At 68.9% G+C, this 13,002-nt stretch carries 15 protein-coding genes; 11 read left to right on the plus strand and 4 right to left on the minus strand.

Annotated elements, in window-relative coordinates:
* Positions 1 to 53 precede the first annotated feature (53 nt).
* From ACFOOQ_RS14040 to ACFOOQ_RS14050, 3 genes are all read left to right on the plus strand, one after another.
* Entirely contained in the window at positions 54 to 890 is an 837-nt protein-coding gene (locus tag ACFOOQ_RS14040; protein ID WP_379727737.1) for an oxidoreductase, read from the plus strand.
* 126 nt (positions 891 to 1,016) lie between these two features.
* Complete coding sequence (locus tag ACFOOQ_RS14045; protein ID WP_379727739.1) at positions 1,017 to 1,658, plus strand: LysE family translocator; 642 nt, start codon at positions 1,017 to 1,019, stop codon at positions 1,656 to 1,658.
* A 14-nt stretch (positions 1,659 to 1,672) separates the two neighbouring features.
* Complete coding sequence (locus ACFOOQ_RS14050; RefSeq protein WP_379727741.1) at positions 1,673 to 2,404, plus strand: class I SAM-dependent methyltransferase; 732 nt, start codon at positions 1,673 to 1,675, stop codon at positions 2,402 to 2,404.
* Positions 2,405 to 2,470: 66 nt separating this feature from the next.
* Here ACFOOQ_RS14050 and ACFOOQ_RS14055 read toward each other — a convergent pair whose 3' ends face one another.
* The gene (locus ACFOOQ_RS14055; RefSeq protein ID WP_379727743.1) at positions 2,471 to 3,259 is read right to left on the minus strand and encodes an SDR family NAD(P)-dependent oxidoreductase; all 789 of its coding nucleotides are present in this window, start codon (positions 3,257 to 3,259) and stop codon (positions 2,471 to 2,473) included.
* A 137-nt stretch (positions 3,260 to 3,396) separates the two neighbouring features.
* Here ACFOOQ_RS14055 and ACFOOQ_RS14060 point away from each other — a divergent pair, with 137 nt between their 5' ends.
* The 6 genes from ACFOOQ_RS14060 to ACFOOQ_RS14085 all read left to right on the plus strand — a co-directional run bounded on the left by ACFOOQ_RS14060 (position 3,397) and on the right by ACFOOQ_RS14085 (position 9,838).
* Positions 3,397 to 3,840: a winged helix-turn-helix transcriptional regulator gene (locus ACFOOQ_RS14060; protein ID WP_379727745.1), complete on the plus strand. Its 444-nt coding sequence runs from the start codon at positions 3,397 to 3,399 to the stop codon at positions 3,838 to 3,840.
* A gap of 100 nt (positions 3,841 to 3,940) precedes the next feature.
* Entirely contained in the window at positions 3,941 to 4,795 is an 855-nt protein-coding gene (locus ACFOOQ_RS14065) for a LuxR C-terminal-related transcriptional regulator (RefSeq protein ID WP_379727747.1), read from the plus strand.
* A 92-nt stretch (positions 4,796 to 4,887) separates the two neighbouring features.
* The gene (locus ACFOOQ_RS14070) at positions 4,888 to 6,363 is read left to right on the plus strand and encodes a cryptochrome/photolyase family protein (RefSeq protein WP_379727749.1); all 1,476 of its coding nucleotides are present in this window, start codon (positions 4,888 to 4,890) and stop codon (positions 6,361 to 6,363) included.
* Complete coding sequence (locus ACFOOQ_RS14075) at positions 6,363 to 7,694, plus strand: NAD(P)/FAD-dependent oxidoreductase (RefSeq protein WP_379727751.1); 1,332 nt, start codon at positions 6,363 to 6,365, stop codon at positions 7,692 to 7,694. Before ACFOOQ_RS14070 ends, ACFOOQ_RS14075 begins: the two co-directional genes overlap by 1 nt.
* The gene (locus ACFOOQ_RS14080; RefSeq protein ID WP_379727753.1) at positions 7,691 to 8,488 is read left to right on the plus strand and encodes a DUF1365 domain-containing protein; all 798 of its coding nucleotides are present in this window, start codon (positions 7,691 to 7,693) and stop codon (positions 8,486 to 8,488) included. Before ACFOOQ_RS14075 ends, ACFOOQ_RS14080 begins: the two co-directional genes overlap by 4 nt.
* Positions 8,489 to 8,506: 18 nt before the next feature.
* A complete protein-coding gene (locus ACFOOQ_RS14085) occupies positions 8,507 to 9,838 on the plus strand; it encodes a class I SAM-dependent methyltransferase (RefSeq protein WP_379727755.1) in 1,332 nt (443 codons plus the stop codon).
* Between the two features lie 26 nt (positions 9,839 to 9,864).
* Here ACFOOQ_RS14085 and ACFOOQ_RS14090 read toward each other — a convergent pair whose 3' ends face one another.
* From ACFOOQ_RS14090 to ACFOOQ_RS14100, 3 genes are read right to left on the minus strand one after another with little or no spacing between them, the layout of a single operon-like run.
* Positions 9,865 to 10,329: a nuclear transport factor 2 family protein gene (locus ACFOOQ_RS14090; RefSeq protein WP_379727757.1), complete on the minus strand. Its 465-nt coding sequence runs from the start codon at positions 10,327 to 10,329 to the stop codon at positions 9,865 to 9,867.
* A complete protein-coding gene (locus ACFOOQ_RS14095; protein WP_379727759.1) occupies positions 10,326 to 11,087 on the minus strand; it encodes an SDR family NAD(P)-dependent oxidoreductase in 762 nt (253 codons plus the stop codon). The genes ACFOOQ_RS14090 and ACFOOQ_RS14095 overlap by 4 nt, the downstream gene beginning before the upstream one ends.
* 25 nt (positions 11,088 to 11,112) lie before the next feature.
* Positions 11,113 to 11,808, minus strand: coding sequence for a ChrR family anti-sigma-E factor (locus ACFOOQ_RS14100; protein WP_379727762.1), 696 nt, complete (start codon positions 11,806 to 11,808; stop codon positions 11,113 to 11,115).
* Between the two features lie 91 nt (positions 11,809 to 11,899).
* On the opposite strand from ACFOOQ_RS14100, the gene ACFOOQ_RS14105 reads away from it, so the two are divergent.
* Together ACFOOQ_RS14105 and ACFOOQ_RS14110 are read left to right on the plus strand one after the other, a co-directional pair.
* A complete protein-coding gene (locus ACFOOQ_RS14105) occupies positions 11,900 to 12,355 on the plus strand; it encodes a gamma-glutamylcyclotransferase family protein (RefSeq protein ID WP_379727764.1) in 456 nt (151 codons plus the stop codon).
* Complete coding sequence (locus tag ACFOOQ_RS14110; protein WP_379727766.1) at positions 12,352 to 12,981, plus strand: NUDIX domain-containing protein; 630 nt, start codon at positions 12,352 to 12,354, stop codon at positions 12,979 to 12,981. Before ACFOOQ_RS14105 ends, ACFOOQ_RS14110 begins: the two co-directional genes overlap by 4 nt.
* Positions 12,982 to 13,002: the final 21 nt, after the last annotated feature.

Here is a 13,002-nt window from a genome sequence, read left to right on the forward strand (position 1 = left end):
AATGTGATGCATATCCGGTATCTCCTGCCCGGCAAGGACAAAGGAGTTTCCTCATGAAAACCTGGTTCATCACCGGCATCTCGCGCGGCCTCGGCCTCGCGCTGGCCAAAGCCGCCCTCGCCGCCGGCGACACTGTCATCGGTACCGTGCGTTCCGGCAGCCCCGACCTACCGGACAGCGCCGGCCGGCTGCGCGTCGTCACTCTCGACGTCGCCGATGCCGCGGCCACCGAGGCTGCCGTGCAGGCCGCCTTCGATGCGGCCGGCCGCATCGACGTGATCGTCAACAATGCCGGCTACGGCCTGCTCGGTGCGGTCGAGCAGGCAAGCGATGCCGAGGCCGCGCGGCTGTTCGCCGTCGACGTCTTCGCGCCGTTCCGCATCATCCGTGCCGCCCTGCCCCATCTGCGCCGGCAGGGCAGCGGCCATATCGTCAACATCACCTCGATCGCCGGCCGCGCGCCGAATCCCGGCACGGCCCTGTATTCGGCGGCCAAGGCGGCGCTCGAAGGCTTCTCGGCCGGCCTGGCGCAGGAAGTCGCGCCGCTCGGCATCCGCGTCACCGCGGTGGCGCCCGGCGCCTTCCGTACCGACTTCCTGTCGGCGCATTCGATCCGCCGCAGCGACGCCGCGGACGATGCCTATGCCCCCAGCGTGCACAGCCGCCTCGCCGCGCTGGATGGCATGGCCGGCCGGCAGCTCGGCGATCCCGACCGCGCCGCGCAGGCGATCATCGCCGCGGTGAATGCCGACACGCCGCCGCTGCATCTGCTGCTCGGCAGCGATGCGCTGCGGCGGGCACGAGAGAAGCTGGATGCCGTGATCGAGGAGATCGACCGCTGGGAGGAACTGTCCCTCAGCACCGATTTCACCGAGACGGCGGCGGCCTGACGAAGCACATGCTGCATCACGCCGGCAGGGAGCTTTCCACCCGGAATTCCCTGCCGGCAGCACCGCCGATTGTCGCGATACATCTTCGCGCTTGCCTTGCCCGGACTGCCGGGCGAGGCTTGCAGCATGACCGACGGACTGCACCTGCCGCTGATTCTCGCCGCCGCGCTGCTGGCCTCTGCCAGCCCCGGCCCCGCCACGCTGGCGATTGCCGGCACCGCGATGAAGTCGGGCCGCAAATACGGCCTCGCCGTCGCCGCCGGGATTCTCACCGGTTCGCTGGTCTGGTCGACGGCGGCCGCCTGCGGGCTGGGCGCGGCGATGCTGGCCAATGCCTGGGTGTTCGAAGTGCTGCGCTGGTTCGGCGCCGGCTACCTGATCTTCCTCGCCGTGAAATCGGCGCGTTCGGCGCTGAAGCCGGGCGAGCCTGCGCTGCGCGGCCTGGGATTGCACAACGGGGGGCAAACCTCGCTGAAGCGCATGTACCTCAGCGGCCTCGCCCTGCACCTGACCAATCCGAAGGCGATCCTGTTCTTCGGCGCGCTCTATGCCGTCGGCGTGCCGGCCGGTGCCACGCCGGCCGATCTGGCCACCGTGATCCTCGCCATCGGCGCGCAGAGCACGCTGGTCTTCCATGGCTACGCCCTGCTGTTCTCCAGCGCACCGGTGGCGCGCGGCTACCTGCGCCTGCGCCGCTGGTTCGAGGGTGCCTTTGCCATCGGATTCGGCTATGCCGGCGTGAAGATCCTGACCGCGCGGCTGTACTGAGCGGCGACGGGCGCATGGCGCAGAACATCTACGACCGCGACGATTTCTTCGCCGGCTACAGCCGGCTGCCGCGCTCGCAGCACGGCCTCGACGGCGCACCGGAATGGCCGGCGATCCGCGCCCTGCTGCCCGACATGGCCGGGCGGCGCGTCGTCGATCTCGGCTGCGGCTTCGGCTGGTTCGCCCGCTGGGCGCGCGAGAATGGCGCGGCATCGGTGCTGGGCCTCGACCTGTCGGACAACATGCTGGCCCGCGCCCGTGCGGACACCGCCGACAGCGCGATCCGTTACGAGCAGGCCGATCTCGATACGCTCGTCCTGCCGCCGGCCGCCTTCGACCTCGCCTACAGTTCGCTGGCTTTCCATTACGTCGCCGATTTTCCCCGGCTGGTGAAAACCGTCCACGCTGCGCTGGCGCCCGGCGCGGCCTTCGTTTTCAGCATCGAACACCCGATCCTGATGGCGTCGCGCCAGGCCGGCTGGCAGCAGCATGCCGATGGCACGCGCTGCTGGCCGGTCGACCATTATGCCGTCGAGGGCGAGCGGCGCAGCGACTGGCTGGCCGACGGCGTCATCAAGCAGCACCGCATGCTGGCGACGACGGTAAATGCGCTGCTCGATGCCGGTTTCGCCCTGCGCCGGCTGGTCGAATGGGCGCCATCGCCGGAGCTGCTGCGCGCACGGCCCGACCTGCAGGCCGAGCTGGAACGGCCGATGTTCCTGATCGTCGCCGCAGAGCGGTCATAAAAAAGCGGGGCCCTGGCTTCTCTTTTCCCGGGCCCCTCTTCTTCTTTTTCTCACACCTGTGACGCGTCAGCCACGCAGCATCGGCCCGCCGACCGGCGAGCCGTTGGTGCCGCCATCGACGAAGATTTCGGCCGAGGTGATGTTGGAGGCATCGTCCGAAGCGAGGAAGACGACCGTCCTGGCGATTTCCTCGGCCTCGCCGAGCCGGCCGAGCGGGATCATGCCGGCCAGCCGCTTTTCGAGCTGGACCTTCGCGTCGGCGGTCGGCGCCGACTTGTCCCAGATCGGCGTGCGGGTGGCGCCGGGCGAGACGGTGTTGACGCGGATGTTGCGCGCCGCCAGTTCGGACGCCATCACGCGGGCCATGCCGCGCACGGCGGCCTTGCTGGCGGCATAGGCCGAGGAGCCGGGCGCGCCCATCTGCGACATCACCGAGCCGTTCAGGATCACCGAGGCGCCATCGTTCAGATGCGGTGCGGCGGCCTGCACGGTGAAGAACACGCCGGTGACATTGGTCTTCAGCACGGCCTCGAAGGCCTCCAGCGTGGTGCCGCCGATCGGCGTGGCGCCGGGGATGCCGGCGTTGGCGAACAGGATGTCGATCCTGCCGAAAGCTTTGGCCACTTCGGCGACGGCCCGTTCGGTGGCGGCGATGTCGGTGGCATCGGCCTGCACGGCGATGGCCCGCGATTCTCCATTCTGGGAGCCGAGCTCCTTCAGCGCGGCATCCAGCGTGGCCCGGTTGCGGCCGGTGATGGCGACCCGCGCGCCCTCGGCGATGAAGGCTTTCGCGGTGGCCAGGCCGATGCCGCTGTTGCCGCCGGTGATCAGCGCCGTCTTGTTCTTCAGTCTCATGACACGCTCCTGCTGTCAGCTCTAGGTTTCAATATGAAACTATTCTTGCGGTATATGGCCATAGGTTTTAATATGCAACCTTGATCGCGACGTTGTGTAACCGCCGCCACAAAAGCCGGCCGGAAGGAGCCGCCCCCATGAAGCGTACCAGTCACCAGGCTGCCGACTGCCCGATCGCCCGCTCGCTGGATGCCATCGGCGACTGGTGGTCGCTGCTGATCGTCCGCGATGCCCTGCTGGGGCTCAGCCGGTTCGGCGAATTCCAGAAAAGCCTTGGCATGGCGAAGAATATTCTCGCCGCCCGGCTGCGCAGCCTGACCGCGCTCGGCATCCTGGAAACCGTGCCGGTGGCCGATGGCAGCCAGCACCGGGAATACCGCCTGACCCCGAAGGGCCGCGACCTCTACTGGGTGCTGGTCGCCCTGCGGCAGTGGGGCGACACATACCAGTTTCCCGGCGGCGCCAGCCCGACCGTGCTGGTCGACCGGGTCGATGGCCTGCCGGTGCAGGCGCTGGAGCTGCATGCCGCGGACGGCCGCCGGCTCGGCCCCGCCGATACCCGGGTGGTCCGCACGGCCTGAGTGCCGGCGGCTGCCTCCTGGCCGTCACATTTCCCGCGGAATGCATTCCGTTGCGTAGAATACTCGGCTAATATACTCGCCAAACGAGCGAGGACTGGCCTTGATCGAACCTTCGGTCAAATTCATCGAGGACGGCGACGACCGGCGCGGCGGCACCCGCCCGCCCGGCGAGCGGTCGCCGTGGAAGCTGCTGATCGTCGATGACGAGCCCGATGTCCATTCGCTGACCAAGCTGCTGCTGCGCAATTTCAACTACCGCAAGCGCAACCTCGCCTTCCTCAGCGCCTATTCCGCCACCGAGGCGCGCGATGTGATGCGCGACAATCCGGACATCGCGCTGGTGCTGCTCGACGTGGTGATGGAAACCGAGCATGCCGGCCTCGCGCTGGTCGATTACATCCGCAACGACCTGAACAACCAGTCGACGCAGATCGTGGTGCGTACCGGCCAGCCCGGCCAGGCGCCGCCGCTGACCGTGGTGTCGAACCACGGCATCAACGACTACAAGGAAAAGACCGAGATCACCCAGCAGAGCATGATCCTCACCGTGGTGAAGGCGCTCAGGCTCTACGAAGATGGCCTGCCGGCCCATATCGCCGCGGCGAAATACGCCAGCATCACCGAACGCGCCCGCGACGGCGCCGACGACCGCGAGCTGCTGCGGCTGCTGCGCCAGGAGCTCGACAGCGAGGCACGGCCGCGCCAGCTGGCGGTGGCCAATGAAGCCGTCGATCCGCGTCTCGCCACGCTGACCGATCGCGAACGCGAAGTGCTGAAATGGGTCAGCCAGGGCGACTCGAACAAGGCCATCGCCATCCGCCTCGGCGTGCAGGAAGTGACCGTGAAGGCGCACCTGCGGCAGATTTTCTCCAAGCTGCAGGTCTTCAACCGCACCCAGGCCGCCTCGCTGGCCCTGCGCCTGCTGGAACGCGATCCCGACCAGACCGAGCGCTGACGCGTCCTTTTCCGGTCTCCCCCGTGACACGGTGATCCACGCCGCCTCCGCCTGCGTATCTGATACGACAACAGGCTGGCGGCAGGGCAATCGTGACAGCAGACATTCAGGCTCCAGCCATCCTGTGGTTCCGGCAGGACCTGCGGCTGGCCGACAATCCGGCGCTGGTCGCCGCGGCGGCGACAGGGCGACCGGTGCTGCCGGTCTATATCCTCGACACTGTTTCCCAGGATTGGCAGCCGGGCGGCGCCAGCCGCTGGTGGCTGCATTACAGCCTGGCCGCCCTGCAGGCCGACCTGCGGCGACGCTATGGCGCCGGCCTGCTGCTGCTGCGCGGCGATCCGATGCTGCTGCTGCCCGAGCTGGCGCGGCGGACCGGGGCCGGCGCGGTGTACTGGAACCGCTGCTATGAGCCGGCGGCGATCCGTCGCGATACGACGATCAAGGCGATGCTGCGCCAGGCCGGCCTGACCGTCGAGACCGGCAACAGCGCGCTGCTGCATGAACCCTGGACGGTGCAGACCCGGAGCAAGGGCTGGTTCCGCGTCTTCTCGCCGTTCTGGCGGGCCTGCCGCGCCGGACCGCCACCCGCAGCGCCGCAACCGGCACCGCAGAGCCTGACGCCCTGCACCGATAGTCCCGCCGGCCTGCGCCTCGACGCGCTCGGCCTGCGGCCGCAACAGCCTGACTGGGCCGGTGGGCTGCGCGAGACCTGGCAGCCGGGCGAGGCCGGCGCCGCCGCGCGCCTGGCCGAGTTCCTCGATGCCGCCCTGCCCGGCTATGCCGAGGGTCGCGACCACCCTGACCGTGCCGTCACCTCGCGGCTGTCGCCGCATCTGCATTTCGGCGAGATCGGCCCGCGCCAGATCCGGCAGGCGGTGCTGCTGCGCGCCGGCCGGAATGACGGTGCCACGGGCAGTGCCGAAAAATTCCTCGCCGAACTGGGCTGGCGCGAGTTCTCGCATCACCTGCTCTATCACGTCCCCGATCTGCCGGAGCGCAACTTCCGTCCCGATTTCGACGCCTTCCCGTGGCGCGACGACGCCGCCCTGCTGCACTGCTGGCAGCGCGGCCGCACCGGCTATCCGCTGGTCGATGCCGGCATGCGCGAGCTGTGGCAGACCGGCTGGATGCACAACCGGGTGCGCATGATCGCCGCCTCCTTCCTGGTCAAGCACCTGCGCCAGCACTGGCGCCATGGCGCCGCCTGGTTCTGGGACACGCTGGTCGACGCCGACCTCGCCAGCAATGCCGCAAGCTGGCAATGGGTCGCCGGATCGGGCGCCGATGCCGCGCCGTATTTCCGCATCTTCAATCCGGTGCTGCAGGGCGAAAAATTCGATCCGGACGTCCGCTACATCCGGCGTTGGCTGCCAGAGCTTGCAAAGCTGCCCGACACATTCATTCACAAGCCGTGGACCGCCCCGCCAGACGTGCTGCGGCAGGCCGGCGTGAGCCTCGGCCGCACATACCCGGAGCCGGTGGTCGATCACGACCGGGCGCGCAAGGCGGCACTGGCGGCTTTCGCCAGCCTGCGTAATGATGGCCGCGAGGCAGTGGGGGATTGATGACAGACAACAGTGGCCGGCGGCAGCGCATCGCCGTGATCGGCGCCGGGGTCAGCGGGCTCGGCGCTGCCTGGGCGCTGGCGCAGCGCCATGACGTCACTGTCTTCGAGGCCAACCGCTATGCCGGCGGCCACAGCAACACCGTCACCGTCGATTACGATGGCCACAGCATTCCGGTCGATACCGGCTTCATCGTCTTCAACGACCGCAACTATCCGAACCTGCTGCGGCTGTTCGCGCAGTTGCAGGTGCCGTCGATCGCAAGCGACATGTCGTTCGCCGTGTCGGTCGGCGATGCCGCACGGCGCGGCCGGCTTGAATGGAGCGGCAGCGGCCTCGCCACGCTGTTCGCGCAAAAGCGCAACCTGCTGCGGCCCTCCTTTCACGGCATGCTGCGCGACATCCTGCGCTTCAATCGCCATGCCGTGGCCGACCTCGATACCGGTCGGCTGCCGGGCCGTACGCTGGGCGAATACCTGCAGGACGGCCGCTACGGCGAAGCCTTCATGCTGGACTATCTGCTGCCGATGGGCGCGGCGATCTGGTCGACACCGCTGGGTGGCATGACGGATTTTCCCGCCGAGACCTTCATCCGTTTTTTCCACAACCACGGCCTGCTCGGCCTGCAGGACCGGCCGCAATGGTCGACGGTGGCCGGCGGCAGCCGCAAGTATGTGCGCCGCCTGATCGCCACCGGCGGCTTCGCCCTGCATCTCGACACGCCGGTGCGCAGCCTGCTGCGCGACAGCCGCGGCGTGACCCTCGTTGCCGGCGGGCAGACCCGGCATTTCGACCAGGTCGTGCTGGCCTGCCATGGCGACCAGGCGCTCGAACTGCTGGGCGACGGCGCCACGCCGGAAGAGCGGACCCTGCTGTCGTGTTTCCGTTTCCAGCCGAACCGCGCCGTGCTGCACCGCGATCCGGCACTGATGCCGCGCCGCCGCCAGGTCTGGTCGAGCTGGAACTATCTCTCGGAACCGCGCCGCGACCTGCAGCGCCGGGTGGCACTGACCTACTGGATGAACCGGCTGCAGGGCATCGACGACCGCCATCCGCTGTTCGTGACGCTCAATCCGGTGACCGAGCCGGCGGCCGACAAGACCTTCGCCGAATTCGCCTACGAACATCCGCTGTTCGACAGCGCTGCCATCGCCGCCCAGGCGCGGTTGCCGGAGATCCAGGGCAAGGATCGCCTGTGGTTCTGCGGTGCCTGGTGCCGTTACGGCTTCCACGAGGACGGCCTGACCGCCGGCCTGCAGGTGGCGGCCGCGCTCGGCGTCGACGCTCCGTTTGCCGACAGCGTTCCGCCACGGCAGCAGGCGGCCGAATGATGCTGCCTGACGCGAGCCTGTATCGCTGCCGGGTGGTGCATGAGCGGCTGCTGCCGTTCCGCCACCGCTTTGAATATCGCGTCTTCTCGCTGCTGCTCGACATCGACCGGCTGCCGCAGGTCGCCCGGGCCTCGCGCCTGCTACGACACAACCGCTTCGGCCTGGTCAGCTTCCACGACCGCGACCATGGCCCGCGCGACGGCACGCCGCTCAGGCCCTGGGTCGAGGCGGCCCTGCAGCAGCATGGCCTTGCCGAGGCCGGCCATCGTATCCTGCTGTTCTGCTTCCCCCGCCTGTTCGGCTATGTGTTCAATCCGCTCAGCGTCTATTTCTGCCATGACGCGGCTGGCCGCCTGCGCGCCACGCTCTACGAGGTGAAGAATACCTTCGGCGACCAGCACGGCTATCTGATCGCGGTGCCCGACACGGCCGATGCGGCGGCGCCCTTCGAACAGCAGGCGGCCAAGCGGTTCCATGTCTCGCCATTCCTGCCGCTCGACGGCGCCTACCGCTTCCGCGTGCTGCCGCCCGGCCGCACCATCGGCCTGGTGATCCGCCAGACCGGCCCGGGCGGCGCGCTGCAACTGATCGCCAGCCAGACCGGCCGGCAGGAACCGCTGACCGACCGCAATCTGCTGGCCGCCGTCATCCGCCATCCGCTGATGACCGTAAAAGTGATCGCCGGCATCCACTGGCAGGCGCTGCAGCTCTGGCGCAAGGGCGCCGCGTTTTTCCGCTGGCGCCGGCCGCCGGCCGAACCGGTCTCCGGCAGTCAGCCGGCGACACGCCCATGACCCGAACGGAGACTCCGGATGACTGACGCCTATGCCGACCGCAAGCCGCCGCTGCAGGCCGCAGCGGAAGCGATCGCACAGGGCAGCCTGACCTGGCAGGACGAACCGGCCGCCCGGCGCACCGACAGCGAACCGATCCGGCTGCAGTCGATCCAGCATGGCCTGCACCTGCGCGGGGTGCCGCGCTGGACCCGGCTGATGCTGTCGCTGGCGCCGCGCATCAGCCATGGCAGCCTGACCATCACCCTGCCGGACGGCCGCAGCGTGGCCGTCTGCGGCAGCGAGCCCGGCCCGGCCGCGACACTGCAGATCCATGACCACCGGCTCGCCCGCGACCTGCTGCTGGGCGGTAACCTCGCGGTCGGCGGTGCCTATATCGACGGCGCCTTCGACAGCGACGACCTCGCAGCCCTGACCGAGTTTGCCTGCCGCAACGGCGACCTCGACGACACCCTGATGGGCCGGCCCTGGCTGCGGCTCGCGCGCCGCATCGGCTTCGCGCTGGCCGCCAACAGCCGGCGCGGCAGCCGGCGCAACATTGCCCGCCATTACGATCTCGGCAATGCCTTCTATGCCCGCTGGCTCGACGCCTCGATGACCTATTCGGCGGCGCTGTGGCAGCGCGGCGACGAAAGCCTGGAAGAAGCCCAGGCCAACAAGTACCGCCGGCTGGCCGGTGCGGTGCTGGCCCTGCGCCCCAACGACCGCGTGCTGGAGATCGGCTGCGGCTGGGGCGGCTTCGCCAGCCTGGCGGCGCGCGAATTCGGTGTACAGGTCCATGCCGTCACCATCAGCCGCGAGCAGCATGATTATGTGGCGGCGCGCATCCAGCGCGAAGGACTGGGCGAGCGCGTGCAGGTCGAGCTGCGCGACTATCGCGACCTCGGTGGCCGCTACGACGCCATCGCCTCCATCGAGATGATCGAGGCGGTCGGCGAGAAATACTGGCCGGTGTATTTCCGCCAGCTGCGCGCGCGGCTGAAACCGGACGGCCGCATCGGCCTGCAGGCGATCACCATTGCCGACGATCTTTTCGATGACTATCGCGGCACCATGGATTTCATCCAGGCCTATATCTTTCCCGGCGGCATGCTGCTGCCGCCCGCCGCCATCACGGCACAGGGCGCGGCGGCCGGCCTCGCGGTCACCGACCGCTTCAGCTTCGGGGCCGATTATGCGCGCACCCTGTGCGAATGGCGGCAGCGGTTCGAGGCGGCCTGGCCGGAAATCCGCGAGATGGGGTTCGACGACCGCTTCCGCCGCATGTGGCGGTACTATCTGGCCTATTGCGAGGGCGGCTTCAACGCCGGCACCATCGACGTGGCGCATTACGGCTTCCGTCGGGCCTGATGCCGGCGGCCAGTCAGTGATGCCGCTCAGTGATGCTGCAGGCGGCGCCGCACGAAGCGCACCAGCGGGCCGAGCAACGGCAGCCGGGCATAGAACTGCGATCCGGCATCCCAGTAATCGAGATGCGCCGCGATGCGGCCATCGGGTGCCAGATGCAGCTCGCTCACCCCGATGGCGGTCCATGGCTGCGCGCCGCCAAACCGTTTCGGGCGGAAGCGGAAGCTCCACTTCACCATGGCCATGGCGTCCTGGCGCAGCACACCGTCGATGACGAAAGCGACATCCGTGCAGTCGCGGTACATCGCGGCGAAAATCGTCTTCATCGCCGCCCGGCCGCGCACGTCGCTGAACGGGTCGCGGAAATGCACATCGTCGCAGACCAGACCGTCGAGCCCGTCGAGGGTTTCCGGCGTCAGCCCGGCCAGGAAACGGAGATAGCGGTCCAGCCCCTCGCCCACCGCGTCGCGGCCATCCTGCGGCGCAGCGGTCATCGCGTCATCCGCCGCACCAGCGGAAAATAGGCTGCATAGGGCAGCAGCCGCAGCGTCTTGAGAATCAGGGCGAAACGGCGCGGGAAGACGATCTCGAAACCCTGGCCGAATTCCAGCCCGTGCCACAGCCGTTCGGCGGCCGCTTCGACGGGCATAAGAAACGGCATCGGGAAGCTGTTGCGGTCGGTCAACGGCGTGCGCACGAAACCCGGACAGACCAGACGCACGGCAACGCCGCTGTCCTGCAGGTCAAGACGAAGTGCCTCGGCCATGTTGATCAGCGCCGCCTTGCTGGCGCCATAGGCCGCCGCCGTCGGCAGGCCGCTGTAGCCCGCCACCGAGGCAACGATGGCAATCTGGCCGGCCCGGCGCGCCAGCAGGGGCGGCAGGACCGCCTGCAGGCTGTTGGCCACCGTCATCACATTGCTGTCGAGCAGGCGGCGCACCGCATCGGCGCGGAAAGCATTGCCCGGCGTCGGCTCGTGGCTGCCGGCATTCAGCAGCGCGAGCCGCAGCGGGCCGATGTCCCGCTCGATCCGGCGCACCACGTCCCCGGTGGCCGCGCTGTCGGTCAGGTCGGCCGGCAGGGCATGGAACCGGCCGGTGAAATCGCGGGCCGCGGCAGCGACCGCCTCCAGCGTCTCCGCCCGCCGCGCGGTGCCGGCGACCATGGCGCCCGCACGCAGGAAGCGCAGGGCCGTCGCCCGTCCGATGCCGGAGCCGGCACCGGTGATCCAGACGACCCCGGGCGTGCTCACGGCCGAGGCGCTCATTGCCGGGCCGTCACGACGACAGCCTGGCCCAGTGATTGAGCAGCCAGCCGAGCCGGCCACGGAAGCGCAGCGGCGCGTCGGTCACCGCCAGGCAGATGCAGGGCTCGCCCGGCATGGCGACCGGGCGGTGCTTGATGCCGCCATCGGCGACCTCGACATCGCCGCGCCGGAAGGCGCCGCGCTCGTCGGTATAGCCGCCGCTCAGCACCAGCGTCATCTCGTCGCCGCCATGGGTATGCAGCGGCAGGCCGGCACCCGGCGCGACCCGCAGCAATGTGGCCATGCCGCCGCGCGCCTTGCGCACCGGCAGGGAGCAGGCCTTCAGCCCCGTACCGCTCCAGCGCCAGGGGATATGGTCGACGCCGCCGGCGATATAGTCATGCAGCGGAGCCGGCAGCCGGCCGTCACCGGCCGGGCGGATGCGGTCGTTCACTGGCTCCTGCGGCCCGAGCCGTGCCGCAATTGCCGCGAAGGCGCCCGGCTGCATCGGCCGGGCCTCGCCCTGCTCCAGCAGGCGGCCGCCAAGCTGTTCGAGCGCCGCCAGCTCGCGGCGGCAGTGCGGGCAGAGCGTCAGATGGCAGGCGACCACCAGCGACCACGACTCGGCCAGACTGCCGGCGGCGTAATCGAGCAGCAACTCGGCCGGGATATGGTGATTCGGCGTGGCGCCGGCCGGTGCAGCGTCATGGCGATCGGTTGCAGGCATGGTCTTTGCGAATCTTCCGCTACTGGATTACTAGATGTACGCAGGTTTTTTGCCCGTGGATCAATCCCCAGACCCGTCAGGCTGCCCTGCCATGTCGTATTTCTTCTACGGAACGCTGTGCGATCCGGATGTCCTGCGCCTCGTGCTCGGCTACCGGCCGAGCCGGCGCCAGTTCACGCCCGCGATTTTGACAGGTTTTCGCCGCAAAATCGCCAAGGGCCGCCGCTATCCCGTGCTGGTGCCGGCACCGGCCGGTTGCATCCGCGGGCTGGTCTTCCAACCCGGCCGGCCGCGCGACCATGAACGGCTGGCTGCTTACGAAGGCCCGGATTATGCCGCACGCCGGCTGCCGGTCCGCCGGCTGCCGGATCACGAGCAGGCCGCCGGCCGGGCCTGCGTCTTCGTCGCCGCCCGCAGCCCGCGCGGCGGTTCCTGCCTGCCGGCGGACTTCGCCGACTGGCATCCACAGCAGTGGCAGCGGCGCGACAAGCGGCGCTTCCTGCAATCGCTTCTGACACAAGGTCCGGTTCCATGCGCCCATCCGTGAAAGACCAGCCCCTCCCCGTCGAGGTCATCCGCCAGGAGCCGGTGTTCCGCGGTCACCTGAAAATCGACGAACTGCATCTGCGCCACGGCCTGTTCAGCGGCGGCATGAGCGAGGAGATGTCACGCGAAGTCGTGTGGCGCCGCGATGCCGTCTGCGTGATGCCCTACGATCCGCGCACCGACCAGGTGGTGCTGATCGAGCAGTTCCGCGCCGCGGCGCTGTACAACGGCGACCGCGCCTGGATGGTCGAGGCGGTTGCCGGCCTGATCGAGGACGGCGAGAGCATCGAGGAGGTCGCCCGCCGCGAGCTGATGGAAGAAAGCGGCCTCGAAGCCACCGGCGAGCTGCTGCCGATCGGCATGATCTATGCCACACCGGGCTTCTGCTGCGAGCGGTTTCACATGTTCTGCGCGCAGGTCGATGCGTCAAAGGCCGGCGGCATCCACGGCCTCGACCACGAGCACGAGGATATCCGGGTTTTCGCCCTGCCCTTCGCCGAGGCCTTTTCCCAGTGGGAAGCCGGGAAAATGCCGAATTCGCCGGCCACCATCGGCCTGCTGTGGCTGAAGGTCTACCGTGAGCAGTTGCAGCAGGCCTGGCGCGACCCGCGCGGCTTGCGACCCTGACCCCCCGCCGGTATAGGATGG

It is taken from the genome of Ferrovibrio xuzhouensis (genome assembly GCF_042648965.1).
GTDB classification, from domain to species: Bacteria; Pseudomonadota; Alphaproteobacteria; order Ferrovibrionales; family Ferrovibrionaceae; genus Ferrovibrio; species Ferrovibrio xuzhouensis.